The sequence below is a fragment of the Herbidospora mongoliensis genome, from assembly GCF_001570545.1.
Taxonomy (GTDB): Bacteria; Actinomycetota; Actinomycetes; order Streptosporangiales; family Streptosporangiaceae; genus Herbidospora; species Herbidospora mongoliensis.
Map to the genome: position 1 here is coordinate 369,876 of NZ_BBXD01000016.1, position 24,500 is coordinate 394,375.

Annotated in this window: 24 protein-coding genes and 1 pseudogene; 10 read left to right on the forward strand and 15 right to left on the reverse strand. The window is 65.8% G+C overall.

The window, feature by feature from the left end; all coding sequences use genetic code 11:
• Window positions 1-42: 42 nt before the first annotated feature.
• Genes AW272_RS24470 through aroA form a run of 4 tightly spaced genes read right to left on the reverse strand, consistent with a single transcriptional unit; the run spans window position 43 to window position 4,977 of the window.
• Entirely contained in the window at window positions 43-1,062 is a 1,020-nt protein-coding gene (locus AW272_RS24470) for an inorganic phosphate transporter (protein ID WP_066369443.1), read from the reverse strand.
• Window positions 1,044-1,790 carry a CTP synthase C-terminal region-related (seleno)protein gene (locus AW272_RS24475; protein ID WP_066369446.1) on the reverse strand — a complete coding sequence of 249 codons (747 nt, stop codon included), beginning with the start codon at window positions 1,788-1,790 and terminating at the stop codon, window positions 1,044-1,046. Before AW272_RS24475 ends, AW272_RS24470 begins: the two co-directional genes overlap by 19 nt.
• Window positions 1,787-3,664, reverse strand: coding sequence for a 2,3-bisphosphoglycerate-independent phosphoglycerate mutase (gene gpmI, locus AW272_RS24480; RefSeq protein WP_066369448.1), 1,878 nt, complete (start codon window positions 3,662-3,664; stop codon window positions 1,787-1,789). Before gpmI ends, AW272_RS24475 begins: the two co-directional genes overlap by 4 nt.
• Complete coding sequence (gene aroA, locus AW272_RS24485; RefSeq protein WP_066369455.1) at window positions 3,661-4,977, reverse strand: 3-phosphoshikimate 1-carboxyvinyltransferase; 1,317 nt, start codon at window positions 4,975-4,977, stop codon at window positions 3,661-3,663. Before aroA ends, gpmI begins: the two co-directional genes overlap by 4 nt.
• Before the next feature lie 679 nt (window positions 4,978-5,656).
• Between aroA and AW272_RS24490 the strand changes: the two genes are divergently transcribed.
• The gene (locus AW272_RS24490) at window positions 5,657-6,673 is read left to right on the forward strand and encodes a TrmB family transcriptional regulator (protein ID WP_218011036.1); all 1,017 of its coding nucleotides are present in this window, start codon (window positions 5,657-5,659) and stop codon (window positions 6,671-6,673) included.
• Between the two features lie 87 nt (window positions 6,674-6,760).
• Window positions 6,761-7,123 (forward strand): ArsR/SmtB family transcription factor, encoded by a 363-nt coding sequence (locus AW272_RS24495; protein WP_066369460.1) that lies wholly within the window; start codon window positions 6,761-6,763, stop codon window positions 7,121-7,123.
• On the opposite strand, the gene AW272_RS24500 is transcribed toward AW272_RS24495, so the two are convergent.
• Window positions 7,120-7,398, reverse strand: a complete 279-nt coding sequence (locus AW272_RS24500) for an ArsR/SmtB family transcription factor (protein WP_369408762.1) — start codon at window positions 7,396-7,398, stop codon at window positions 7,120-7,122. The two genes, AW272_RS24495 and AW272_RS24500, sit on opposite strands and share 4 nt — an antisense overlap.
• Window positions 7,399-7,616: 218 nt before the next feature.
• Between AW272_RS24500 and AW272_RS24505 the strand changes: the two genes are divergently transcribed.
• A complete protein-coding gene (locus AW272_RS24505; protein ID WP_066369463.1) occupies window positions 7,617-8,384 on the forward strand; it encodes a class I SAM-dependent DNA methyltransferase in 768 nt (255 codons plus the stop codon).
• A 105-nt stretch (window positions 8,385-8,489) separates the two neighbouring features.
• Complete coding sequence (locus AW272_RS24510) at window positions 8,490-9,800, forward strand: FAD-dependent oxidoreductase (RefSeq protein WP_245657701.1); 1,311 nt, start codon at window positions 8,490-8,492, stop codon at window positions 9,798-9,800.
• A gap of 33 nt (window positions 9,801-9,833) precedes the next feature.
• On the opposite strand, the gene AW272_RS24515 is transcribed toward AW272_RS24510, so the two are convergent.
• Window positions 9,834-11,759, reverse strand: coding sequence for a hypothetical protein (locus tag AW272_RS24515; protein WP_066369465.1), 1,926 nt, complete (start codon window positions 11,757-11,759; stop codon window positions 9,834-9,836).
• A 267-nt stretch (window positions 11,760-12,026) separates the two neighbouring features.
• On the opposite strand from AW272_RS24515, the gene AW272_RS44425 reads away from it, so the two are divergent.
• Together AW272_RS44425 and AW272_RS24520 are read left to right on the forward strand one after the other, a co-directional pair.
• Complete coding sequence (locus AW272_RS44425; protein ID WP_083958617.1) at window positions 12,027-12,263, forward strand: hypothetical protein; 237 nt, start codon at window positions 12,027-12,029, stop codon at window positions 12,261-12,263.
• A 47-nt stretch (window positions 12,264-12,310) separates the two neighbouring features.
• Window positions 12,311-13,528: a M28 family metallopeptidase gene (locus AW272_RS24520; protein ID WP_245657702.1), complete on the forward strand. Its 1,218-nt coding sequence runs from the start codon at window positions 12,311-12,313 to the stop codon at window positions 13,526-13,528.
• A 53-nt stretch (window positions 13,529-13,581) separates the two neighbouring features.
• On the opposite strand, the gene AW272_RS24525 is transcribed toward AW272_RS24520, so the two are convergent.
• The 8 genes from AW272_RS24525 to AW272_RS24560 all read right to left on the reverse strand — a co-directional run bounded on the left by AW272_RS24525 (window position 13,582) and on the right by AW272_RS24560 (window position 18,961).
• Window positions 13,582-14,292, reverse strand: coding sequence for a PIG-L deacetylase family protein (locus AW272_RS24525; RefSeq protein WP_066369472.1), 711 nt, complete (start codon window positions 14,290-14,292; stop codon window positions 13,582-13,584).
• A gap of 23 nt (window positions 14,293-14,315) precedes the next feature.
• A complete protein-coding gene (locus AW272_RS24530) occupies window positions 14,316-15,254 on the reverse strand; it encodes an NAD-dependent epimerase/dehydratase family protein (RefSeq protein ID WP_066369474.1) in 939 nt (312 codons plus the stop codon).
• A gap of 23 nt (window positions 15,255-15,277) precedes the next feature.
• Window positions 15,278-16,156, reverse strand: coding sequence for a formylglycine-generating enzyme family protein (locus tag AW272_RS24535; protein WP_218011037.1), 879 nt, complete (start codon window positions 16,154-16,156; stop codon window positions 15,278-15,280).
• Window positions 16,157-16,158: 2 nt separating this feature from the next.
• Window positions 16,159-16,434 carry a MoaD/ThiS family protein gene (locus AW272_RS24540; RefSeq protein ID WP_066369475.1) on the reverse strand — a complete coding sequence of 92 codons (276 nt, stop codon included), beginning with the start codon at window positions 16,432-16,434 and terminating at the stop codon, window positions 16,159-16,161.
• 4 nt (window positions 16,435-16,438) lie between these two features.
• Window positions 16,439-17,377 (reverse strand): NAD-dependent epimerase/dehydratase family protein, encoded by a 939-nt coding sequence (locus AW272_RS24545; RefSeq protein WP_066369477.1) that lies wholly within the window; start codon window positions 17,375-17,377, stop codon window positions 16,439-16,441.
• Between the two features lie 203 nt (window positions 17,378-17,580).
• Complete coding sequence (locus tag AW272_RS24550) at window positions 17,581-17,892, reverse strand: hypothetical protein (protein WP_157518743.1); 312 nt, start codon at window positions 17,890-17,892, stop codon at window positions 17,581-17,583.
• Complete coding sequence (locus tag AW272_RS24555) at window positions 17,892-18,107, reverse strand: hypothetical protein (RefSeq protein WP_066369483.1); 216 nt, start codon at window positions 18,105-18,107, stop codon at window positions 17,892-17,894. Before AW272_RS24555 ends, AW272_RS24550 begins: the two co-directional genes overlap by 1 nt.
• Window positions 18,108-18,724: 617 nt before the next feature.
• A complete protein-coding gene (locus tag AW272_RS24560; RefSeq protein ID WP_157518744.1) occupies window positions 18,725-18,961 on the reverse strand; it encodes a hypothetical protein in 237 nt (78 codons plus the stop codon).
• 373 nt (window positions 18,962-19,334) lie between these two features.
• Between AW272_RS24560 and AW272_RS24565 the strand changes: the two genes are divergently transcribed.
• A complete protein-coding gene (locus AW272_RS24565) occupies window positions 19,335-20,141 on the forward strand; it encodes a GntR family transcriptional regulator (protein WP_083958618.1) in 807 nt (268 codons plus the stop codon).
• Complete coding sequence (locus tag AW272_RS24570; RefSeq protein ID WP_066369611.1) at window positions 20,138-20,863, forward strand: PP2C family protein-serine/threonine phosphatase; 726 nt, start codon at window positions 20,138-20,140, stop codon at window positions 20,861-20,863. The genes AW272_RS24565 and AW272_RS24570 overlap by 4 nt, the downstream gene beginning before the upstream one ends.
• Window positions 20,864-20,981: 118 nt before the next feature.
• On the opposite strand, the gene AW272_RS45670 is transcribed toward AW272_RS24570, so the two are convergent.
• Window positions 20,982-21,104 carry a hypothetical protein gene (locus tag AW272_RS45670; RefSeq protein WP_275527312.1) on the reverse strand — a complete coding sequence of 41 codons (123 nt, stop codon included), beginning with the start codon at window positions 21,102-21,104 and terminating at the stop codon, window positions 20,982-20,984.
• Between the two features lie 369 nt (window positions 21,105-21,473).
• Between AW272_RS45670 and AW272_RS24575 the strand changes: the two genes are divergently transcribed.
• Together AW272_RS24575 and AW272_RS24580 are read left to right on the forward strand one after the other, a co-directional pair.
• Window positions 21,474-23,180 carry an SWIM zinc finger family protein gene (locus AW272_RS24575; RefSeq protein WP_066369488.1) on the forward strand — a complete coding sequence of 569 codons (1,707 nt, stop codon included), beginning with the start codon at window positions 21,474-21,476 and terminating at the stop codon, window positions 23,178-23,180.
• Between the two features lie 265 nt (window positions 23,181-23,445).
• Window positions 23,446-23,658, forward strand: a pseudogene (locus tag AW272_RS24580) (MATE family efflux transporter); the annotation flags it as partial.
• Window positions 23,659-24,500 lie beyond the last annotated feature (842 nt).

A 24,500-nucleotide genomic window follows, 5' to 3' on the forward strand; every position in this document is an offset into this window, starting at 1 on the left:
TTAGTGTCAATGGGCCGTCGGCAAGTGCCGACGGCCCGTTCGTCAGGCGAGAACCAGATAGGCGAGGGCGGCGACACCCGCGCCCACCGGCGGCGTCAGAATCCAGGCGATCAGCAGATCGCGGACGGTCTTCTTGTTCAGCCGCGACAGGTCGTTGGCCGCGATGCCGGAGATGGCGCCTGCGGACACCTGCGTGGTGGACATGGGCAGACCCAGGGTGGCGCCCAGCCCGACCAGGCTCGCCGTCGTGAGGTTGGCGGTGAATCCCTCCACGTGGGGGATCTTGATCACGGAGTAGGCGAGCCGGTCGGCGATCCGGGATCCGGCGACGAGTCCGCCCAAGGCCATGGCGACGGTGACGGACAGCAGCATGCCGGTCGTCGTCATCCCGCCCACCATCGCGAAGGAACCGATCGCCACGATCTTGGGAGCATCGTTGAGTCCACGGGCGAAGCTGGCCAGGCCACTGGTCCCCCAGTGGACGATGCCGATGGCCTTCTGCGCGGTCGTCGGTTCGACCACGGTCTCGGTCAGGGTCATCGTCGACCCTGATTCGACTACCGTTGTGCTCTTCCTTGCGGCCGACCGGGCGACGAGCCTGCGGGTGATGACTCCGAGCACGGCCGAGATCGCATACGCCACGAGGATGCTGAGCAGCAGCGGTAGCACGACCTTGCTCAGCAGCCCGTTCCATTGCACGGCCGAGCTGGCGAACAGGCTGCCGGCACCGAGCAGCGACCCGACCAAGGCGTGCGTGGTCGAGACCGGCAGCTTCAGGACGGTGGCCAGCACCACCCACGACACGGTGCCGATCAGCACGGCGGCGGCGAAAGCGGGGGTCGGCGTGGTGGCCACGATGCCCTTGGAGAACAGCGCGGTCATCTTGGACGCCAGGGTCAGCGAGACCAGACAGCCCACTGCGGTGGTGATCGTGCCCCACAGAATGGCCGTTCGGATTCTGGTGACGCCCGCCCCCGCGAGGGTCGCGACGCCCTTCGGGACGTCGTTCGCGCCATTGGCCGCGGCGAGTGCCACGACGAGTATCAGTACGAGGATTTCCATTGGGCAGCGGCCTCCAGAGGGGGGTTACCGAGAGAAGCGGTAGCCGCGTGCCGGGTTGCGGCGGCGACGAACGCCTCGATGAGGGGGTGGATCGAGGTGGGAGTCGAGGAGAGCTCAGGCTGGAAGAGGGTGCCGATGAAGAAGGGGTGGTCATCCACCTCGATGGCGCGCGGAGCCTTCTCGGCGTCCCAGCCGCTGATCACCAGGGAGCTCTGCTCGATGAGCTCCACGTAGTCGGGATTGAGCCCGTACTTGCAGTGGAACGTCTCGGTCGTCTGATCGGCGTGGGCGAAGACGGAGGCGAGCCGGCTGCCGTCGCCGAGGTAGAGCGAAGCCTGCTCTCCCACCAGTGAGCAGCACAGCGCGGTGATCAGCGGGGTACCGGCACCGGGGTCGTACTGGACGTCGTCGGCATCGACCAAGTCCAGGACGTTGCGGGCGTACTCGATCAAGGCGTGCTGGAATCCGCCGCACGTACCCAGGTAGGGGATGCCGTTCTCGCGAGCCACCCGGATCGCCAGCAGCACGTTGTCCTTGGAGGCATACGGCGAGCCGGGGATCACCCAGATACCCGCGTATCCATCGAGAGTTTCCGGCCCGGCGATGTCGGAGGTGGGGATCCAGTCGATGTCCGCGGGCAGATGCGGGATGAGATCGTGAAGGCGGGCGTGGGCGGGGACCGTTGTCTTGCGGTCACCGACCAGAGCGATCCGGGGACGCTCGGTCATGGGGCGTTCTCCTCATGGCTGCTGGTGAAGGACCCGATCCAGACATGGGCGCCGGGGTTCAGCCGAAAGATCGTGCCGGGCTCGGTGGCGGTGGCCCCATGGACGAACAGAAGCGGCCGATGGCGCAGGTGGTGAGCGGGGGTGAATGACCGCTCGTCGAGGCTGTCGTTGTAGACGCACAGCAGTTGCTCGGCCCCGTCGGTGCTGGTCCGAAGGAGGGCTTTCAGGCCCGAACCGACGTTCACCGATTCGACGGTCGAGTCCGGAGAGAACGTGGCGCGGGTTCGCGGATTGGCGACGACGCCGCTCTCCTCCGCCTGGTGGTTCACGAGATCGAGCAGAGCGGAGTCGACCGCTTGGGCCGGCGGCTGGTCGAAGATCGGCCGGCCCGTCATCACCTCGCCGGGCGGATGACCGAGGAGCGCCAGCACGGTCGGGGCGACGTCGGCCAGCGTGCCATCGCCGCGCAGGTCGGGCGCCCAGGACGGGTGGAGGAGGACCAGCGGCACGGGGTTGGTGGTGTGGCCTCCGTACGGACGCGGCCTGCCGTCGGGTCCGGCACGGAGCATCTGTTCCGCGTTGCCGTGGTCGCCGACCAGGAGCACCCAGCGTTCAGTCTCCCGGGCAACCTGGCAGATGCGCGCGACCGCATCGTCGGTGTGCTCGGCCGCCCGGACGGTGGCCGCGCTATCACCGGTGTGTCCGACGACGTCGATGTTGGCCAGGTTGGCGACGACCAGATGCACATCCGCGCGCCGGGCGGCGTCTGTCACCGCGGCCGTCACTGCGGCCAGGTTCATCTGCGGCCGAGCTCGATAGTCGGGAGCGGTATCGGCGACGATGCGGACGTGCTCCTCTACGTCACGTGCCCGCGAGTCGCGGCCGTTGATGTAGTAGGTGACGTGCTCGAACTTCTCCCGTTCGGCGACGCGGACCGAACGCAGACCATGGCGTTCCAGTTCGTCGGCCAGCCCGTCTGAAGCGTCCGCGCGATCCACCAGAGGCGGGATCTCGGCTGCCGTGTCATAGCGAGCCAGGCTGAGCACCGTGACGTCGCGCGACGTCAGGTGGCTCACCAACTGGTCGGCGAGCTGCTGGATGCGGTCGCTGCGGAAGTTGGTGAACAGCACCGCGTCGCCCTGGCGCACCGCGCCGAGCGGGTTGCCATCCGGGTCGGCGACGACGCTGGGTGGGGTCCATTCGTCGCTGACCCCGCCGTCGGCGAGCGCATCTCGTGCTTGCTGAACGAGTTTGCCGGTGCCGTCGGCGATCGCCGTCATGGCGGCGCGGGTGAGTTCGAGATCTCCGCTCTTGTCCAAGGCGTAGCCACGGCCGACGACAGTGGCTACGCGACCGATTCCCGCCTCAGCCGCGAACTTCTCGACCCGATCGAGGTACGCGGCAGCGGTCCCGTCGGCGACGTCACGGCCGTCGGTGATGGCGTGGATCCACACGGCGGGCACGAGATGGGCGTCGGCGATGGTCAGCAGTTCGCGGAGGTGGTCGACATGGGCGTGGATCTGGCCATCGGAGCACAGGCCGATCAGGTGCAGGGCGCCCCCGGAGGAAGCGAGCCGCGCACCGACCTCGCTCAACAGCGGGTGTGCGGCCAGTGCTCCGGAGTCGATGGCCTGCTGCACGAGGACGCTGTCGTAGGGGAGTGGCCGGCCTGCGCCGATGACCATGTGCCCGATCTCGGAGTTGCCCACCGTGCCTGGAAGCAGGCCCACTGCTTCTCCGGACGCTCCCACCAGAGTCGCGGCCGGGGAGGAGGTCAACTCGTCGAGGAATGGCGTGACGGCGCTGGTGAGCGCGTTGCCTTCGGCCTGCGGCGCATGCCCCCAGCCGTCCAGCACCAGGAGGATGCCGTTCATCGCGTCGACACGCCGTCGGGGAACAGCGCGTCCAAGGTCTCCCAGAACGTCGGGAAGGACTTGGCGACGCAGCCGGGGTCGCGGATGACCACGCCTTCGGTCCGCAGGCCCGCGATGGCGAAGGACATCGCGATCCGGTGGTCGTCGTAGGTGTCGATCACCGCGCCGGACGGCGTTCCGCCGGTGATGGTCATCGCGTCCGGGTGTTCCTCGACGGTGATGCCCATCTTGCGCAGCTCGGTGGTGACCGCCGCGATCCGGTCGCACTCCTTGACCCGAAGGCTGGCGATGTTGCTGATGTGCGTCGTCCCCTGGGCGAAGGCGGCGACGATGGCGAGAGTGGGGACCACGTCGGGCATGCTCTCCATGTCCACTTCGACGCCGTGCAGGTCTCCGCCGCGCAGGGTGATCGCGTTGTCGTCGTAGGACGCGGTGCAGCCCATGCTCACCAGCACCTCGACCAGCCCGACGTCGCCCTGGTGGGAGTCGCGGCCGATGCCCGGGATGGTGACTCGCCCGCCGAGTACCGCGGCGGCCGCCAGCGGATACGACATGCCGGAGGCGTCGGGCTCCACGGTGACCGGCCCCCCACGGAACCGCTGGCCGGAGGGAACCACGAAACGGGTGTATCCGTCGCGCTCGATCCGGACGCCCATCTCGGCGAGCGCGGCGATGGTCATCTCGACGTACGGCTTGGAGATGAGGTCGTCGACGACGGTGATCTCCACATCGCTTTCGGCCAGCACCGAGTTGATCAGCAGGCTGGAGGTGAACTGGCTGCTCACCGCGCCGCTGATTCGGGTGGTGCCCCCTCGGAAGGAACCTCCGGTGACTCTGATCGGCGGTGAGCCGTTGGCACGGACGCTGACCGCCTCGACACCGAGGGCGGGGAGTGCGGCCAGCAGGTCACCCATCGGGCGTTCCTGCATCCGCGCATTGCCGGTGATCGTCGTGACCCCGTCGGCATGGCCGGCCATCGAGATCAGGAACCGAAGGGGAGTGCCCGCCCCTCCCATGAAGATGTCCTCGGTGGGGGCCGTCATCGGCGCACCGGTGGGGGTGACCTGGATGTTCGCCTTCGCCTCGTCGATCTCGACCCGTACGTGGCCGAACTTCTCGACCCCCCGGGACAGGTAGATCGTGTCGTCGGAGATGAGCGCGTTCTCCAGCGTCGTCTCCTGCCCGGACAGCGCCGCGATGGCCAAGTAGCGGTTGGTGTAGCTCTTGGAGCCGAGGACCTTCACATCGGCGTCCATGGTCGGCAGCGTTCGCATCGTCAATTCGGCGGCTTTACGACGTGGGTCGGACGTCATGGTCGTACTCCTTCGAGGAATGCCGGAAGTCCTGAACAGGAAAACGAACGGGATTGCGGTACGAAGCTTGCTTGGCGTCGTTCAAAGTTCGTTCACAGACGGTCGATTAATTATCGAGACGTGAAATCCGTCTTTCGCTGGAGAACCGTTTGCCCCTAACGTGTGCCGCTTCAATGAGTGATCGCAGCGAAAATTTCCTCCGAGGTGTGTACGGTTCCACTCGCTCTACTGTCGTATTTGCAGACGACTCGGAAAAGTAGTCAAGCCCGGCAGTAAGTTGCCGGGCATCTTGGTGCCAGTCGAAGTGTCTGTCTCCACCCGTTCTCATACGGCCAGCTCATCTACCACGTCGTATGGTGGACAGTCCGTCAGGTCCGGGGCCGTTCCGGAGGTGAGGACGCACCCGTGATCTCTAGCAAGTGACCTCGGCGGGACACTTGTCTTCCTTGACAAGAAGGATCGAGGTGGCTCCGACCCATTCCGTTCATCAAACGTTCAATAAGATTGGTGACTCAACGTCATCTCGCAGATTCATTTTGCGAGTGTGCGAGATTTGTTTGGCTGAGAACGCCAGTTCAGCGCCATCAGCGGATGGGTGTACCAGGTGTCAGGCCGGGGGAGGCGTGGGCTCGCGGCTGGCACAAATAGGCGTAGACATCTTGAAGTAAGCTGCTATTTAATGATCCCCGTCACCAATGGGGCTCGGGGGTGTTATGTGCTTCGGGAATTAGGGTTGGATGATCACGCCGACGCCATCTACCGTGCAATTTTGACGCAGAAGGATGGCGAGATCGGGAAGATCGCCGAGCGGCTGGAGATGTCCGAGAGCTACGTTCGGGCCACCATCGACAGGCTGGTGGACATGTCGTTGCTGCGCCGATCCTCGGGGACCCTTCAGCCGGCCAGTCCGAGCGTGGCCTTCCACTCGATGCTTCAGCATCAACGGGCGGACCTGCTACGCCGCCAGGAGGCGTTCTTCGCTGCGGAGCGCGCCGTAAATCGCCTGGTCAGCGAGTACAGCGAGATATGCGGGACCGGCAACCGGAGCGAATGCGACTGCCTGGAGAGCATCGAGGCCGTTCGAGCGCGCATCGAGACGCTGGCCCACGGGACGACGTCGGAGTGTCAGTCGCTGATGCCTGGAGGGGCTCAATCCGCGGCGAGTCTGGAAGCCAGCAGGCCGCTGGACGAGTTGCTTCTACAACGCGGCGCCTCGGTTCGTACCTTGTATCTGGACAGCGCTTGGAACGACACGCCGACCCACGCATATGCCCGCTGGCTCACGGATCTCGGTGGCGAGGTGCGGTCGGCCCCCACGCTGCCGCTGAGAATCGTGATCTTCGACAAGAAGATCGCATTGGTTCCCCTCGATCCTCAGGACAGCAGCAAGGGCGCCGTTGAGGTATGCGGCGAAGGCCTGATCGCGGCGCTTGTGGCGTTGTTCGAGCAGATCTGGATCGTGGCCACTCCCTACGGCGCCGGCCATCGGCGATGTGAGGAGAAGCCCACGCCGCAAGAGCTGGAGCTTCTGCGGCTGCTGGCCCTGGGGCTGACCGACGAGGCCGCGAGCAAGAAGCTCGGCATCGGCTTGCGCACCCATCGTCGGATGGTCGCCGATCTGATGGATCGGCTCAATGCGCGCAGTCGATTCGAGGCCGGGGTCAAGGCCCTTCAGCGGGGTTGGGTCGCGGACTGACACACGACGGAGAGGAAGGAGCCACTCCCATGAACACTCTTACACGCAGGCGTTGTCGCCTGTGTAGAAGACTGTCAATGTAAGCAGGTGGCGAAACAGGTGAGTTCGCGGGCCGAGATCTGCTGCATGCCGCTCGCGGCGGAGCCAATCGGTGTCGACCAGGCGGGCGAGGTGGCGATCGCCTTCAAGGCGCTGTCGGATCCCGTTCGGGTGCGCCTGCTGTCGCTGATCGCTTCCCACCCTGGAGGAGAGGCCTACGTCAACAACCTCATCGCGGCCTTCGACCTGACCGGTCCGACCATCTCTCACCACCTCAGAGTCTTGCGCGAGGCAGGCCTCATCGGATGCCAACGGCGTGGGACCTGGGTCTACTACTGGGTGGTCCCCACGATGTTGGAGCGGCTGAGCGAGGTTCTTTCGATTCCGGCCGGCAGTCGCGCGACTGACTAGGTTGTCGGCATCGCCAGATCCGATGAGGCGAGCAGCAGGGACAGGCGGTGAATGCGCTCACGTACGGGGCGGTAGTACACCCAGGTGCCGCGCCGGTCGTGGTCGACGAGCCCGGCCTCGCGTAGATGCTTGAGATGGTAGGAGATCGTCGGCGCGGCAACGTCGAACAGGCCGGTCAAGTCGCAGACGCACACTTCCCCATCGGGGTGGGCGGCGATCAACGACAGCAGGCGGAGCCGGATGGGGTCGCCCAGCGCCTTGAACATCTTGGCCATGTCGACCGCATTCGCAGCGTCGAGCGGCACAACCTCCAGGGGTGTGCAGCATCCCTGAGCGGCGGTCGTACCTGCCGCATCCTGCTCCAACGCCGTGTTAGCCATACTTTATTTTGACATCTGTCTAACTATGAGGCAAGGCCGTTGACGGTCCACTAATTCGATGATCGTATAAATACAAGTTTCTCGAATCAGAACGTCCGAGAAGGGATTCAGCGATGACGGCCGAGGCATACGTCGACCTGCACGCCAAGATCTACGACGAATTCTGGAGCTTCTACCCCACGCGGATCGCGCGCTCGCTGCTGCGCCTGCCTTCCACTCTCATTCCTGACTCCGAGCAAAGTGTTCTGGATGTCGGCTGTGGCACCGGAATCGTCGCCGCGCATTTCCTGCGGGCCGGATACCGGGTCGCTGGCCTCGACATTTCGAAGGCGATGCTCGATCGCGCGCAGGAGCGATTCAAGAGCGTCCAGGACAAGGTCACTCTCATCCACGGCGACGCCACAGACTTCACGCTGCCCAGGCGGGTCCCCTTCGCCTTCTCCACCTACGACATCCCCAACCACCTCCGGAACCTGGACCAGGTCGCCGCCTACCTGAGGTCGGTTTACGACGCCGTGGAGCCGGGCGGGCTCTTCGCCTTCGACCTGACGACGGCACGGGGCCTGGAGGCGATCAACCGCATCTGGATCAAGGATGAGCAGTCAGCGATGTTCCTGTTCCGTGGAGCGATGAACCAGGAGGAGGGATTCGGGTTCTTCCGCATCTCCGGGGTGGTGCGAGCGGAGGACGGCCGCTACGACCGGTTCGAGTCCACGATCGTCAACACCGCCCATTCGGTCACTGCGGTCGCCGATCTCGTCGCGGCGGCGGGGTGGGTCGACTGTGTGATCGGCACACCCGATCACCCGTTGACCCCCGTTGAACAGCCCGAAGATGAGGAGCGCGTCCTGTTCGTAGCCAGGAAGCCTCCCGTGTCATAGGACCTTGCATTGACAGGCGTCTAAGCAATCGGCAGTCTGGAATTGCTTAGACGAACTTCAAAACAGTCGTATGCGTGATGACGAGTCAGGTGCAAGGAGGCGATCATGACTGAGCGATCCATGCATGAGGCGACTGGCGGAACGGCGCCGGTAGTGGTGATCGGAGCTGGCCCCGTGGGGCTGGCAGCCGCCGCGCATCTATACGAGCGAGGGCTGGATTTCCTGGTCATCGAAGCCGGAACTCAGACCGGCGCGTCAGTTGCCCAGTGGGGGCATGTCCGGCTCTTCAGCCCTTGGCGCTACAACATCGACGCCGCCGCCCGACGCCACCTTGAAGACGCCGGGTGGAGCGCGCCGGATCAGGACTGGCTGCCTACCGGGTCCGAACTCATCGAGGAATACCTCACGCCACTGGCAAAGCTGTTCGGCGACCGGATCCGCTTGGGCGAAACGGTGACCGCGATCAGTCGTCTCGGTTTCGACCGCGTCCGTACCAGCGGACGAGATGAGGCGCCCTTCGTCCTCCGCCTGTCGAGCGGGGAGGAAATTCGGGCCGCAGCGATCATCGACGCATCAGGCACCTACCGGACGCCCGGCCCGCTGGGTGCCTTCGGCCTGGCCGCCTACGGTGAGGCCGAGGCAGCTCCCTTCGTCGATCATGCCCTTCCCGACGTGCTCGGAGTCGACCGCGAGACCTACGAGGGCCGGCACACATTGGTCGTGGGCGCCGGTCATTCCGCGGCCACCACGCTGCTCGCTCTGGCGGAGTTGGCGGAGACACGGGTCACGTGGGCGATTCGCGCGGCAGACGCCAGCCGCACCTACGGCGGCGGTGAAGCCGACGCTCTACCTGCTCGCGGTGCGCTGGGCACCCACCTGCGCGCGCACGTGGAGGCCGGGAGGATCGCTCTGGCCACGGGATTCTTCACCCAAGCTGTGACCACCTCAGGCGATCAAGCCACGGTCGTCAGCCGCGACCCGGCCGGGCAGGAGCAGTTGATCACCGCCGATCGGATCGTCGTGGCCACCGGCTACCGCCCTGACCACTCGATCGCCTCCGAACTGCGCCTCGACAACGACCCGATCCTCGGGTCGACCCGCGCGCTGGCTCCGCTGATCGACCCGAATGAGCACTCGTGCGGCACCGTGCCCGCTCACGGAGTGGACGAACTGTCCCATCCCGAGCCCGGCTATTACACGGTTGGGGTGAAGAGTTACGGGCGCGCGCCGACGTTCCTGCTGGCCACCGGGTACGAGCAGGTTCGCTCGGTGGTGGCCGCACTGGCCGGCGACTGGGAAGCCGCCCGGGACGTCCAGCTCGACCTGCCCGAGACCGGAGTCTGCTCGGCCAACCTGGTCAGTGCCCAGGAGCAGCGGGTCGAGGAGGCCAAGCCTGAAAGTGGTTGCTGCGGCTGATCTCGGCCTGTGTGACCTGCGGCTTCACAACGCTCACGGCGACGGTAGCGCTGACTCGTGAATCACGTCCCCTGGGCACGAAGCGCTGCTCATCTTGTCGAGCAGGACGTCGTGCTCATCGCGGAAATCCGCATGAGCGGTCTTGAGGTGGGTGCCCTTCAACGCGGATTCCAATGAGAGTCGCAACTCCCACGCGCTCGTGAGGCTGCTGAAGGAGAGGACGGAATCCACTCCGTCGGCCGTCACCGGTCCTCCGTGCGTGATCGAGTCTCTGATCCGCGCGAGTCGATCGGCCAGGCAGATCCACTGAAATTCAAGCTGGCTGCGCCACGTCTGGAAGGCGTGCGGGCTCGTCAAGCGCTTGTTCAGAGTGCGCAGGCGGCGTCTGACGTGGTGACGGTCGGGATAGAGATCGGTCAGCTCGGCCAGCGCCTTGCGCGTGGATCCGGGTCTCACCCGGATCCATCCAAGGCGACTCTTGTCCAATACCGCACGAGCGATGACCCGGCGCTTCTCGCATGCTTCTTGAGTCAGGCCGCCCCTGCTGCATCCGATGGCATAGGTGACCGTGTCGATGAGGTCCTGATGGACGGACCTCACGATCCAGGCGGGCTTGATGTAGGCCGAGAGGTGATCCTTCCACTTGGTGTCCCCCACTCGGGTAGCAGCGGATTCGATCACCCGTACGTTCGCGATCACCTGTGCGAGCGATGATTGGTCTCCGGCGGCCTGCCACCAGTGCAAGAGATCCAGTGACTCCGCAAGGCGCTCGTCGTCGAACGAAGGAGCGCTGCCGATCTCCTGCCAGAAAGCCCGCATCTCCGTGAAGATCGCGGACTGGCGTGGGTGATCCAAAGGATGGCTGATCGCGCTGGCGTCAAAGTCGATGTGCTCCTCGGCGGTGTACGACTCGCTGATGTCCGCGTACCCCGTCGCGAGCCGCCAATAATCAACCCCCAGGCCAGTGCGGAAGCGTCCCATCGCTACCAGACCGTCGACCCGCCCGCGCGCCACTGCGACCGGATCAGCGTAGATGCCCGGGGAGAGGAACACTCGGACGAGCACGACACCCCGCTTGTGCGGCATGTCGGCGACGCATTCGCCGTCTCTGTCGCTCCAACCCTGCCCATACGAGCTGCACTTCGCTGAGGCGGCGTCGGTATCCTTGGGCACGGCCTCGCTGGCGAAGAAGGAAATTTCACCGAGAGAGGCGAAGAGGACGGGCATGCTGGCCTTCTCGTAGACCAGCCATACTGCGTGCCAGCTTGAGTCCGGTGGGAGCGCGAGGAACCGTTCGCACAACACGTTTCTCTGAGCCGGTGTCAGCCCTGCCCGGCGTTCCGGTTCCTCGGCCTCCACTTCGGCGGACGATGCGGAGGGGTCAAGAAGGGTGTTCAGCACGGCCACGCCCCAGGCGTCGTCGGCGAGGACCGCTGACAGACGGGACAGGAATTGGCTGCCCCAGTCGATGTTGTGGCCGTTGCGTCGCGCGATGTCGAGGAACAGATCCCGCGATACGGCGATCACATCAGGCGAGGATTGTCGGCCGCTGACCTTGGTCCAAAGATCACGCCAGGCCGCTTGCAGCACGTCGTGCTGCCCGAGCCTGCGGATGAGGCTCCGAGCGGCGGTTTTCGCTGCTTCTCTGTCGCCTGACCAATTCCGCCTGAGCGGACGCAGGGCGACATCGACATCCCTCAGCTCGGCATGCAGCGAAGTGGCCACCTCGCTGCACACTCCGTTTTGCGTCGCCCATTCGAAATCACGGAGCACCGACTCGAACGCAGCTGTGTGCAGAGCGTCAAAGGTGCGCCGGTCGTTCAACCAGGCCATGAGCTCCGCAGCGGCCTCATCCAGGCCGAGCGTGGCAGGATCCGACCACCGGGTTGTCGGTTTCCGCAACGCCATACGTAACTCATGCGCGGAGTCAGGCGGACGGTCGACGGTCTCCATGCTCATGGGGCGCATCCTCCTCAGATGCCGAAGCCGTACGCCGCATGGACCGATGAAGTGCAGGGTGAGGAGCGGCGCCTCGAGGTCTTTGACCTGGACCGGACGGGAAAGCGACAGTAGTCCCTTATTTCCGCCCATGGGCGCTAATTCGAGATCCCTCTAACTTGACATCCCTCTAATCACGATGAAGACTTGGCTTGATTTGATCTCTATCAAATCTAGCCGGATCCGGCCAGCGGCAACCGCCGCTACGCCGATTAGAAGGAGGACGCCATGACCAGCGGCGCTACCGGTGGATTCATCGGGAATCTTGAAGACGCCTTCGCTCCTCCGGCCGCCGGGGGATGCTGCGGGAGCCCCGCGGCCACTGACGAGGCCCCGGCTGAGGTGAACGCCGACGCGGTGTCCTGCTGCGGCAGCGCGCCCGCCGCGAAAGAGGCCGCGGACACGGGGTGTTGTGGCAAGGCTCCGGCCACGACGTCGACACCGGCGTCCGGCTGCTGCGGATGACCTCCCCTCCCACTCGGTCGGAGCCACCGTCGCCTCGGGGGCCAGCCGTGGAGCCTGATCTTTCGGCTGTTCTCCAACGAGTCGACGTGCAGCGGATGCGAGCCACCGTGGCCGAATTGGCTGCGGACCGCTTCCAGGGCCGCCGAGTGGGAACCCCGGGAGGCCAGGCCGCCGGCACCTGGCTTGCCGATCGTCTCCGAGAACTCGGCCCTGATGTGAGGCTCGAGCCGTTCCACGTCAAGGATGTCCGCGAGCTCTATCGCACGCCTGTACTCCGGTGGATCGACGGCCACGGTACCCACGACTGCGAACATCGCCGCGATTTCGTCGAGCATCTGGCCTCGGCTGACCTTCCCGACCCTCGCTCAGCTCCGTTGGCCAATGCGACGGCGACTGATCTTCATGGCCGGTGGGTTCTGGCCCCGGCCGATGAATGGGTGCAGACCACCCAGCGAGCCGAACTGGAAGGTGCAGCCGGTGTGCTGATGGCACGCGGCACTGACGCCGACGGTTGGATGCCGAAAATGATCGCCGGTCCGCCTCGGCGATCTGTCCCGGTCATCGCTGTCCGCACTGATCTACATCAGCAGCTCGCCGACGCTGTCGAATCGGGCGAGGTGACGGTGACGGCATCGATGCCGCTGCGAGCCGTCAGCGCGGAGGCGGCCAACGTCCATGCCCACCTTCCGATCGGCGAGGGCGGCCCACGAGTGCTTCTCACCGCCCACTATGACGGCGTCGGCGATGATCCCGAACGTCGCCTTCCCGGGGCGGCAGACAACGCTTCAGGCGTTGCGGCGGTGCTGGAGGCCGCCTTCATCCTGAATAAGTGCCTGACCGCGCCGGTGGATCTGGCAGTGTCCTTCCTGGACGCCGAAGAAGCCGGGGCTTGGGGCTCCGCTCACCACGTGACGGACCTGCCGACCGGCATCCAGGTAATCAACCTGGATGGTGCAGCCCAGCTTTATCAGGCTGCCGCCGTTGAGGCCGGGGGCCCTGCTCATCACTTGCTGGCTGTTCTTGATCAAGCCGGGCGTCGCACCGGGGTGCCCTTGCGGGCTGGAGCCATGGCATCCGACAACCGCCGGTACGCCGCAGCCGGGCACGCCGCGATCGGGATCGGCATGGGGATGCCTGGCTATCAGACTCCTGCGGAGACTCCGGATCGCGTCGAATCCGACACGCTGACAGCAGCAGCTCGCCTGCTTATCGCTGCCGTATGGCTCTTGGCGCACCCAACGGCGACTGTTCCAGCGGTCGGCTAGCACTGAATCCGGATGATTACCGCGACCTTCGCTAGTTCCCTTCCGATTGACGATCAGGCCGTCCAGCGAACGCATTCGTATGCCTCGGCCGCAGCGGCGCCGCACTGCGTACCTCGAAGAACGGCCAGGCTGCGAAGCGTTTCGTCGGAGCGGGTGTGGGGGTGTTCACGCCGCTGACTGGCGTACAGGTCCATGGCCGTGAGCTTCGCGCTCAGGTGCTGGGGTGCTAGCTCGATGAAGAAGGTGGGCGGCGAGCACGGTGTGAGTCGCCATTGGTCGGCGGCTTGTTCATAGGCGAGGACAAGCGTGGGGTGGGGGCGTTTACGCCGATCACTTGGGCGTAGGGCGGTGATGGCCGCTTCCGCGACGGCTTGGTGATCCTGGTTGTAGCTGGTCGGGTGAGGGAAAGCGATCAGCGTCGGCTTCAGAGTGGCCAGGGAGATCGGGGTGGCGTTCTCGATCACGGTGGTCAGTGTCCGCCGTGGTAACTGGTCGAGGGTGAGTTGGGCGACCTCAGGTAGGGCCACGTGCCAAGACGTGATGCCGAGGTGAGCGGCCACCTTGCCGATCTCCTCGAGGTTCTCCGCCCTCGTGGAGAAGCCGGCCTTTGGATGGGAGACGTGCGCTCCGATGGTCACGTACAGGACGTGCACCTGGCCGCCAGCCTCCGAGATGCGGGAGATGAGGCCGCCGCAGCCGATCACCTCGTCGTCGGGGTGTGGGGCGAGGATGAGCGCCCGCTGGTCACTCCAGTTGATCGTCATGCCTCGCCCCTGCTTGGTGTCGGCTATGGGGTGGCCCGGTCGGGCCGTCCGTCTCGCACCCAGGCGTAGACGCGGTTGATGCCTTCATCGATCGGCGTTGCCGAGAACCAGCCGAGGTCGTTTCTGGCGGCGGTGGCGTCGAGGGCGCTGCGCTGGAGTTCGCCGGGTCGGGCCGGTGCGAAGACCGGTTCGACTTCGCGCCCTGCGGCCTGGCCGATGTGCTTGATCAGGTCGAGGACGCTGGTCTCCCGGCCGGTGCCGATGTTCCAGGTGCCGCCCTGCTCTGCGGTGCCGGCCGCCAGGAACGCGGTGACGACGTCGCCGACATAGACGTAGTCGCGGGTCTGGGTACCGTCGCCGAAGATGGTCGGCTCGTGTCCTTCGTGGGCGCGTCCCGAGAAGATCGAGACGACGCCGGCCTCACCAGAAGGGTCTTGGCGGGGGCCGTAGACGTTGCCCAGACGCAGTGCGATGTGCCGGGTTCCGTGGAGGCGGTTGAACAGGGCCAGGTACTGCTCGGCGCAGTATTTGGCCGTCCCGTAGGGCGCTTCAGGTGCGGGTGGCACCTGTTCGTCCGAGGGGATGGGGGCCTCCATGCCGTACAGGGCCCCGCCGGTGCTGGCGAACACCAGGCGGGCGTTCACTGTTCGGGCGGCTTCGAGCAGGGTGATGGTGCCGCCGATGTTGACGGCGGCGTCGTGGGCGGGGTCAGCGACCGAGGCCCGGACATCGATTTGGGCGGCCAGATGGAAGATGACCTCGGGCCGGACCTCCTCGATGACGGCGCTGACCGCCCAGGTGTCGGTGACGTCGACCTGCCGCAGGTCGATGTCTTCCGGCAGGCGGGCGCGGCGTCCGCTGCTGAGGGTGTCGAGCACGGTGACGGTGGCGCCTTGGGCGATGAGGGCGTCGGTCAGATGGGAGCCGATGAAGCCGGCTCCGCCGGTGACGAGTGCGCGCATGGCGGCGAGCCTAGGTCTGATCATCAGGGGACATCCGGTTGATCGTTGAAGACGTCGATGTCGGCGGCACAGCGGAAACCGATGGCCCAGGTGCTGTAGGTGGGGTCGCAGGCGATGCGTTCGGTGGTGCGGACCTGCCAGCGCAGATTCATCCAGCCGCCGCCGCGCAGGACGCCGTAACGACCTTGGGCCATGCGGAGGATCGGGTCGCACTGAACCTTGGCGTCGTACAACTGGTAGGTGCCGGCGACCCACTCGGCGACGTTGCCCGCCATGTCGGCGACACCGAAGGGCGAGTCACCGCCCGGGGAGAACGTGCCGACCGGCGTGGTCGACGCACGATGGCCCGTTCGTTGAGCCCACCAGGCGTGCCAGTCCTTGAGGTCGTTCGCCTGCTCGCCGACACAGTTGACCATGGCGGGGTCGAAGTCGTTGCCCCAGGGCCACTGCTGCCAGCGGGAGCCGTGCGCGGCGTACTCCCATTCGGCTTCGGTGGGCAGGCGTTTCCCTGCCCAGGCGCAGTAGGCCGCAGCGTCGGCGCGGGCGATGTGCACGACCGGGTGATGGTCGTGACCCGTCAGGTCGCTTCCGAGTCCGGCAGGGGCCGACCAGCAGGCGCCGGGGCGTTCCTCCCAGAACCGTTCGCCGTACACCAGGCCGAACCCGCGCCGCTCGGCCTCGGTCTGGTAGCCGCTGGCCTGGACGAACAGGCTGAAGGCGGCGTTGGTGACCGGGTGACGGTCGAGCAGAAAGGGCTCTATCGAGACCAGATGCCGGGGCGTTTCGTCGGCGAACCACGTCCGTGGGTAGGACTGAACCTTTTCGATCTGGTTCAGGTGTGCGCTGGGGGAGCCGATCGGCACCTTGCAGGCGGGGAGGGCGATCATGTTCGTGCTGGTCATGATCAGCCCCCTGCCAGCGCGGGCAACACGATGATTTCCTTGTCGGCTGGCAATCGGGTGTCCAGGCCGTCCAGTTCGCGGATGTCGTCTCCGTCCACGAAGACGTTCACCCAACTCGTCAGCCGGTCCGGTTCGGCCAGAACCCGTTGCCGTAACGGGGGATAGGTGTCGGCCAGCCAGGTGACGGCTTCGCCGACGGTTTCCGCGGCGCACGTCAGCCTCACGTCTCCGATCCCGGCGGCGGTGCGCCACGCCGACGGGATGACGATGGCGGTCACGGCCTCAGGCCGCCTGTCCGGTTCGGGCCCACGCGACGGTGCGCTCGATGCCCGTCCGCAGGGGCGTCGTCGGCGCCCAGCTCAGCAGCTTGCGTGCTCTGGTGAGGTCGGGACAACGCACCGAAGAGTCCTGCGCGCGGCCCGGGACGACCTCCACCGCGCCGGACCCGGCCACCTCCACTACCAGTTCGGCCAAGTCGCGGATGGTGGTCTCCTCGTCCGAGCCCACGTTCACCGGGCCGGTTTCGGTGGAGTCGAGCATGGCGATCAGGCCGGTGACGAAGTCGTCGACGTAGCAGAGCGATCGGGTCTGGGTGCCGCCGCCGTGCAACGTCAGTGTGTTCCCGGCGAGGGCCTGGCGGATGAAGGTGGGCACGACGCGCCGGTCGTCGGCGTACATGCCGGGGCCGTAGACGTTGAACGGCCGGATGATGCCGACGCTGAGATCGTGCTGGCGCCGGTAGGCGAAGGTGGCGGCCTCGGCGAAGCGTTTGCCCTCGTCGTAGCAGCCGAGCGGGGCGGTGGGGTCGACGTTGCCGCGATAGTCCTCGTGCTGCGGGTGCACCAGCGGGTCGCCGTAGATCTCGGAGGAGGACAGGCAGAGGAATCGGGTGCCGTGCTCGGCGGCCACGTTCAGGGCGTTGAGCGTGCCGATCGAACCGGCGCGCAGGGTGTCGATCGGGCGGCGCGTGACGACCTCCGGGCCGACGGGGATGGCCATGTGCACCACCGCATCAACCGGGCCGGAGTCGATCGGCTCGGTGACGTCCTGCTTCATCAGCGTGAAGCGGTCGTTGTCCAGCAGTTCGTCCAGGGCGGGGAGGTGCCCGGCGGACAGGTCGTCGAGGGCGGTGACGTGATCACCGCGTTCCAGCAGCGCTGTGCACAGGTGGGTGCCGATGAAGCCGGCACCACCGGTGACGAGGACGTGTCGTGGGCTCATGGGTTCCTCTCGGTACGGGGCGAGTTCGTACAGGTGAGGGGAGGTGGCGGCGTCGCACGGTGATCGGTCCGTGGGACGCCGCCGGAGGGTGAGGGCAATGGCCATCCCTCACTCCTCGTGTACGGCCAAGCTGTCCCCTCCTCAGTCAGCGAGGCCGTACGTCGGACGACGCGATACGCCGCACCCGTATCGCACCGCCCGGGTCAGTGGGGCGGGAGGACGCCGGAGCGGATGAGGGTCATCTCCGCTTCGAGGACGGCCCGGCGCAGCTCCTTGGGCGTTGCTGCGGTGACGACGAGGGGCTTGTCGACCGGCCATTGGGCCATGGCGCAGAACTCGCGCTGCCAGGTCAGCCAGATCACGAGCCAGCCGGAATGTTCGCGGTTGAGTTCGTCGGCGAACTGATGCCCGGTGTGGTGGTCGATGCGGCGGTCTCGACGGGTGGAGCGGGATGAGCCCGGGTGATGGTTACCTTTGGGCCGCCGGAAACGCTCGATGGCTTTCCGAAGCAGCATCACGAGGGATGCTCCTCGCCGGCCCGTTCGGCGATCTGCTCCTGCCGGTTGATCGCCCTGGCCAGAGCGGCGAGGTCGTCGGCGTCGATGGTGTCGGTAGCGCCTGCGTCCTGCGCTTCCTCGTCGAAGCCTTCCTTCCGCCAAGCCCACAAGCGGCCGACGTCACTGGTCAGATATCTCCACGTGTCGGGGACCTGGGGCGTGGGGCTGGGCATGGCGCGGACCTCCGGTGCGCGGGAGGGAGAGGTGGAGGGACGTCGTGTCCCCGAGGTGAGGGGACGGCTCGGTGGCCGGTGGGGTGTCGGCCGCGTACGGGAGGTGACCGTGTTCCGGGGACGGTCGACGCGACGACGCTGAGCGGGCACCAGCGCGGGGGTCTCGTCCGAGGGCGTGACAGCCGTGGGGGCGGTCGGCCGGGGAAGCGGCTGCGGTCCGGCCGCGCGACGGGCGGCGAGACGCTCGGCCGCCTGGTCGGAACTCGGCGGGACGTATTCGTGGTCTTGCTGGCGAGAGCATGCGTGCGCGTACGGGGCATGGCCGCAGGTGCCACATCCCAGGGGCATAGGCATCGATTGACCGAAGCAGACGCAGTTCTCTGACTGCGCGGTGCCTCGTTCGAGGGTCGCACTAGGGTTGGCCACGGGTCAGGGCTCCATCCTGATCAAGGGCTCGTCCGGTCGTTCGCAGCGCCGGGCGGGCCCGTTTTTTGGGCGTTGAGATGTTCAGTTTTGTGCGGGAGACATTACGGAGAGTGACTATCGAAGGCATGCGTCTAAGCAGTCGAATTCGTCAACGTCGTCGGCTGTTCAGGGAGGGCGCGCGAGGTTGGGGGTTACACGGCTGTGCCGGACATGAGTCTTCGCCACAGGACGTCGGCTTCTTTGCGGCTGGTCGGAGAACTCTCAAGCGGTACGGCGCTGACGCGATCGTTCTGGTCCGTGCGCCGGATCAGGTAGCTGCCGCCGGTCATGAGCTTCTCGTAGACGATCGGCCAGCATTCGCAGGTCCAGGCGATCACATGGGGTCTGCGGGCGAACCGCTCCGCCGACTGTGCGGGTTGCCAGTGCACCCGTTCAGGCTTGGCGCAGAGAACCGGCTGGGGTGAGTGATGGTCACACGTGGACTGATCGCGCTGCCCATTCATGGCCCTTCCTCATGCTTGGCGGGACCTGTCGTCGCTCGTCAATGGCCGAGCTGAGATGGGGGGACTAATGTTCGACGGGTCGGAAATGCCTTCCTGGTCGAGGGATCGCTCCAGCGCTGGTCGCGTCGAGTGAACCCGCTCTCTTCGGGGGTGCGCCTCATGAGCTGACTGTCGTTTGCGTCAGCCTGGGTGGCGACTCAAGCGTTTCATGGGGCGATTGTCTTGGGACTATAGTCGGACCTCGCCACCCTGCTGTCAATTATCCCAAGACAATTTCGGTGGAAGATAGGGTTGTGTGATGGCTGTGCACTCGCGATACCTGGACCTCGCCGCGCAGATCCGAGCGCGGATCGAGGCCGGTGAGTGGGAACCCGGAGCCAAGCTCCCTCGCCTGGACGACTTCGCATCGGAGTACGGCGCCAACAGGGACACCGTCGGCCGGGCGATCGGTGTGCTGGAATCCGAAGGTTTCGTCTGGGCCGTGCAGGGCCGGGGGATCATCGTCCGGCACGGCATGATGCGGTTGCGCAGACCGCGAGGGAACCTTGTGAAGCGAAATGTCGCCGCCGACGGCCCCGGCTACTCCTTCCCTTCGGCCTCGGGCCAGGAAGTCTGGAAGCACCATGTTCCGGCCACCGCATCCGTTGAGCCGCTGACCGATCCGAGGATCGCGAGGCTGCTGGGCGTTCCGGCGGGCAGCTCGGTGATGCGCAGGTTTCGGGTGACCGGGCCGGAGTCCGAGCCGCCGTTCCAGATCAGCGTCTCTTGGATTCATCCGCGCGGGGTCGAGGACGTCCCGGAGATGAGCGCTTCGCCGGCCAGCCCGGGTGAGTGGCTGTATCGGCTGGAGCAGGCCGGCCACTGGCCCATCACGTGGATGGAGATTCACCGGGCTCGAATGCCGACGAAGGATGAGGCGACCCTGCTGGAGATCCCCACCAGCCTGCCCGTGCTGGAGATCGTACGCGTCGGGACCTCGGGAGGAGACGGCAAGCCCATCGAGGTGACCGAGTACATCGTGGCCAGTGACCGTGTGGAGACCGTGCACGTTCTCCATCGCGATGAGTCGGCCCAGAGCCCGTGGCCGGAGGCGGGCGAGCGATGAGCCTCACCGTCACAGCCGCCGCCCGCACTCACGTCGGACTGGTCCGGCGCCGCAACGAAGACGCCTTCTACTGCGGCCGATCCCTGTTCGCCGTCGCCGACGGGCTCGGCGGCCATATAGCCGGTGACGTCGCGAGCAACACGGTCATCGACGCCTTGCGGTCGTACGACGAAGAGACCGTAGCTGCGGATCTGCTCTCTGTTCTAGGGCGGATGGTTTTCGCGGCGAATCAGTCACTGCTCGAGAAGGTCGAAGCTGAGCCTGAGTCTGCGGGAATGGGAACCACGCTGGTGGCGATGCTGTTGACCGGGTCGACGGCGGCGCTGGCGAACATCGGCGACTCCCGCGCCTACCTCTTTCGGGACGGCGACACCGCCGACGGCAAGCCCGAGATGATCCCGATCACCGAGGATCACATCTACGGCAACTTGGTCTCCGACGCTGGCGACGTGCCTAACCTTCCGCCAAAGATGTCCCGTTTTCTCGATGGCCGAACTGATGGCCGTTCCCCGGATCTGAACGTCCGCGAGACGCAGGCCGGTGACCGTTTTCTCCTGTGTTCGGATGGACTGAGCGCCGTGGTTCCTCCGGATCTCATGCGCGAGGCTTTGCGCTCATCGACTGACCCGGGCGACGCAGCTGACCACCTTGTATCGCTGGCCATCGATCATGGTGGTCCTGACAACATCACTGTGATTGTCGTTGATGTGCACGGGGGCTGACCGGCTGCCGCCAGCGATTGTGCTGCGGGCCACAGCGACTGTGCAGTGCGGGTGTTCTACGGCGCCGCTCTCTACAGGCAGGGCTCCGAGAAGGGGTAGGGCGAACCGTTTTCGTTCCCTAGCGCTGGGTCGTTCCGGTCTCCACAAGAACATTCGCCTCGCCGGCGGACAGGCTCCGGAATGGGAGGGGGCCGTTGCGGCCGCTCAGGTCGTAGATGGTTCCGTCCAGAGGCGTGGTCACTCCATCACCTGACTCCAAAGGGGCTCACACGGAACCTGTGGGGGTGTCCAGCCCGACCCTACGGGCAATGGGCTGGACACCCTTGTAGCGCTGAGAGACCGCTCGTTCACCTCCACGGGCGTGGAGAGCGGAAGCTGCTGTCGCAGTGGCGGTCGCCGTACCACGGTTCACCTCCACGTGGGGGTGAACCGGGCGTGTAGGTGTCGCTCCGCAAGGCCCGGAACTGGTCCCACGCCCGTGGCGGTCTCCGATTGGCTCCATTGCCTAGCAATCGGGTGACCTGGTGCAGCACGTTGTCCTTGATCGGCGCCGTAAGCCGCATATCCCCGACGTCCGGAAGTGGACACGTAGATCACTTCTCGTGATCGCATGATCGCGGCAACATGTCTTCTCGTGATGCGAAGGGCGGTAGATGAGGAACTGATCCGCATATGCGCGGACGAGCAATCGTTCAGTCGGGGCAGGGTCTATTTCGCCGAAGGACGAGTCATCGACCCGTCGTTCACCGATCGGTCCGCCACCGCCGTCGTCGACGGCTCCTCCGATTACCGGGTGCGGTTAGACCTGACGCACAACTGGATACTTGGCTCCTGCTCATGCCGCCAAAGCGCCTTCTGTAAGCACTGTGTGGCGGTGGCACTCGCCTGGAGAGCTCAGGCTGACTGTGTGTTGTTGCCTGAACGCCCTGCGCCGACCGACGACGAGCGGCTGCGTGCCCATCTGGTTTCACGGGATCACGACTGGCTCGCCGCAGAGCTGCTGCGAGCAGCTGAAGACGACCCATTGCTTCGCGCACGGCTTGAGGTCGCCGCCGGGGCGGCGGAGGAAGACGTCCTGGACCTGGCCGAATTCCATCAGGCCCTGACCCTCTCCACATTCATGCTCGATGAATATCCGGATGAACCGGAGGAGGCGGAGGAGTGGGAGGAGGCGATGAAGGAGATTCTCGAGGAGGTGACCAGGATGGCCGAGGCCGGGTTCAACGTTTCTGCGATCCGGCTGACGGAATTCACCATCGACCTGCTCATCGAACACGATGAACGGTACCGGGTGACCAGTGCTTTGCGCCTGGCTCAGCGTGTGCATGAAGCAGCTTGCGTCGATGGTCATCCCGACCCGCAGGCGCTTGCTGACCGTCTCGTGAGCCAGACGTTGGCGGCCCGGCTGTTCGACAAGGCGTTGCCCGCTTACGCCCGGGCGCTGGGGGTGACCGGGCTGGCCAAGTACCGAGAGCTGGTCGAGGATGCTCGGGCAGGTCTGGATCAGACGCATGACCCGGAGTTACGTGCAGCGATCACGTCGATGATGGAGCGGTTGGCCGAATACGAGGCCGGGCCTGACCGCCTGATCGAATCACTGGCCGATGCTGAGCCGTCAAGGCGCCAGATCCAGCGCATCGCGGAAATGCTGGCATCCGAGAGTCGGACCGATGAGGCTCTGAGGTGGATCGACCGCGGTCTGGCCAGCCTGGACCCCGAGAACACAGACAAATTCGGTGACCGGTCTTTCATGGTTGAGCTGCGGGTTCTGGCCGCCAAAACGCTTGTGGCTGCCGGGAAGCGTCGGCGGGCCGTGGAGTTCTTCTGGCCGGCGTTTCTTGCTCGCCCCCTACCGGAAATGTTCCGCCTGCTCGCTGAGACCGCAGGCGATCATTGGCCGCGCTGGCGGGAGACGGCGCTGATCCGATTGCGCGAACATCTCGCGAGATCCACGGAAGACAACGGTTTCGACATGCTCGTCGACATCCTGCTGTCCGAGCAGGACATTGAGGGGGCATGGCAGGCGGTGCGGGGAGGCGGCGTGAGCCTGCATCGTCGACTGGAGGTGGTCATGGTGAGCGGGACGCGATACCCGGTCGAGGCCTACCCAGTACTGGTCGAAGCCGCCCAGTGCGCCATTGCGGGAGAGGAGCCCCGTCACTATAAGCGTGCCGCCCGCCTGTTGACCGAAGCCCAGCTGCTGGCCCGCGCCTGCGGGCATGCTGAGACTTTCGCGCACGTTATGGCCGAGCTGAGAGCCGAACACGAAGGTAAATTCGGGCTCCCCGTTGAACTCGACAAAGCCCATCTGCCTTGATCCTTACGGCGGGCGTCGGGTGAAGGCCAGGGCCTTACGAGCCGCATTCGCTAGGCGGTGAGAACGAGGACGGCGCTGGCCAGATAGAAGCAGCCGACGATGGCGACGGCGACACCCGCTACCACCGGGGTCTACGCGGATACGGGACACGAAGCAGGCGCAGGCGCCCGCGAACAGGCCGACTACTGGCGCCGCTCCGGCACCCGCCTGCTGCTAGTCGTGCACGTCGTCCCGGCCGCACTAGTCCTTAGTCCTCGCGGGCGGGACGACGCTGCTGGCGTTGTTCACCGCCAACCCGGAGGTCGTCGCACTCGCCTGGCAGGTCGTGCCGCTGGCCCTGCTGAGCCTGCTCCCGATGGTGCCCGCGATGGCGGACGGCAGTTTCCTGCCCGCCCACGGCGACACCCGCTCGGTGATGATCGCGAACGTTGCCGGGACTACCTGGTGCTCATCCCGCTGTCCTGGGCGCTCGGCCTGACCTTCGGGCTCGGGCTGCAGGGCATCTACCTGGCCTAAATCGCCTTCACCGTCGTCTTGGCCGTCCTGCTGAGGTTGCGTGCCCGCAGGATGGCCGCTGACGGAAGCCGTATCGGTGCCTAAGGCTGCTGGACCTGGTTCACCTGCTGATACGCGAGCGTTTCGAGTGCGTCTACGAGCATATCGATTGGCTGAGTCCGGACGGTATGCGGAGGCGTCTGAGCTGCTCGCTGATGAAGACCTTCTGGTGCGTGCCGCAGCGGCTGAGCAGTTGCTGTCGCCCGCCTCCGGACGACCGGCTCTTCCTCGAAGAGGCGCTAGTGCGCCCCGCTGCGCAATGGCTCTGCATTTGGTGTGATGTCGTGATTACCCGGCAACCGGTACGTGTCCTCGCAGCCACGGAAAACCAAGCCCTAGGCTCGGCGAATCGGTGATCGCCGTCAGCGAGCGCACCGGGCCGTGACGCTAGGCAGAGCCGCCGCGCGCAGCCCGGTCCGACCTTCTCGGATGCCGATGGCAGCCCGCCAGCCTTCGGTTCGGCAGCCGGCCAGGGTGGTTGCACTATTGGTTGCAGTCCGCCTTTGGCCAGGGATGTCCGCACTTGACCGAAGGAACCTGTGAACAGGTCAGACGGCTGCGCGCGGACATTCTAGGACACGCCCTAGAGATCAATCTTGGAGCTCGTAATGCGTAGGTCTGAGTTTCATGGGCTACGCCCACCAACCGGTGAAGGGACCTGAGGCGCCACAACAGGTGTGCACGCTTCGCAGGGGCAGTCGAACCGATGGCGAGCAGGTGGCGACATCACAGAACGTGTGGACGGCGTCCTCTGGCCATGGGGTC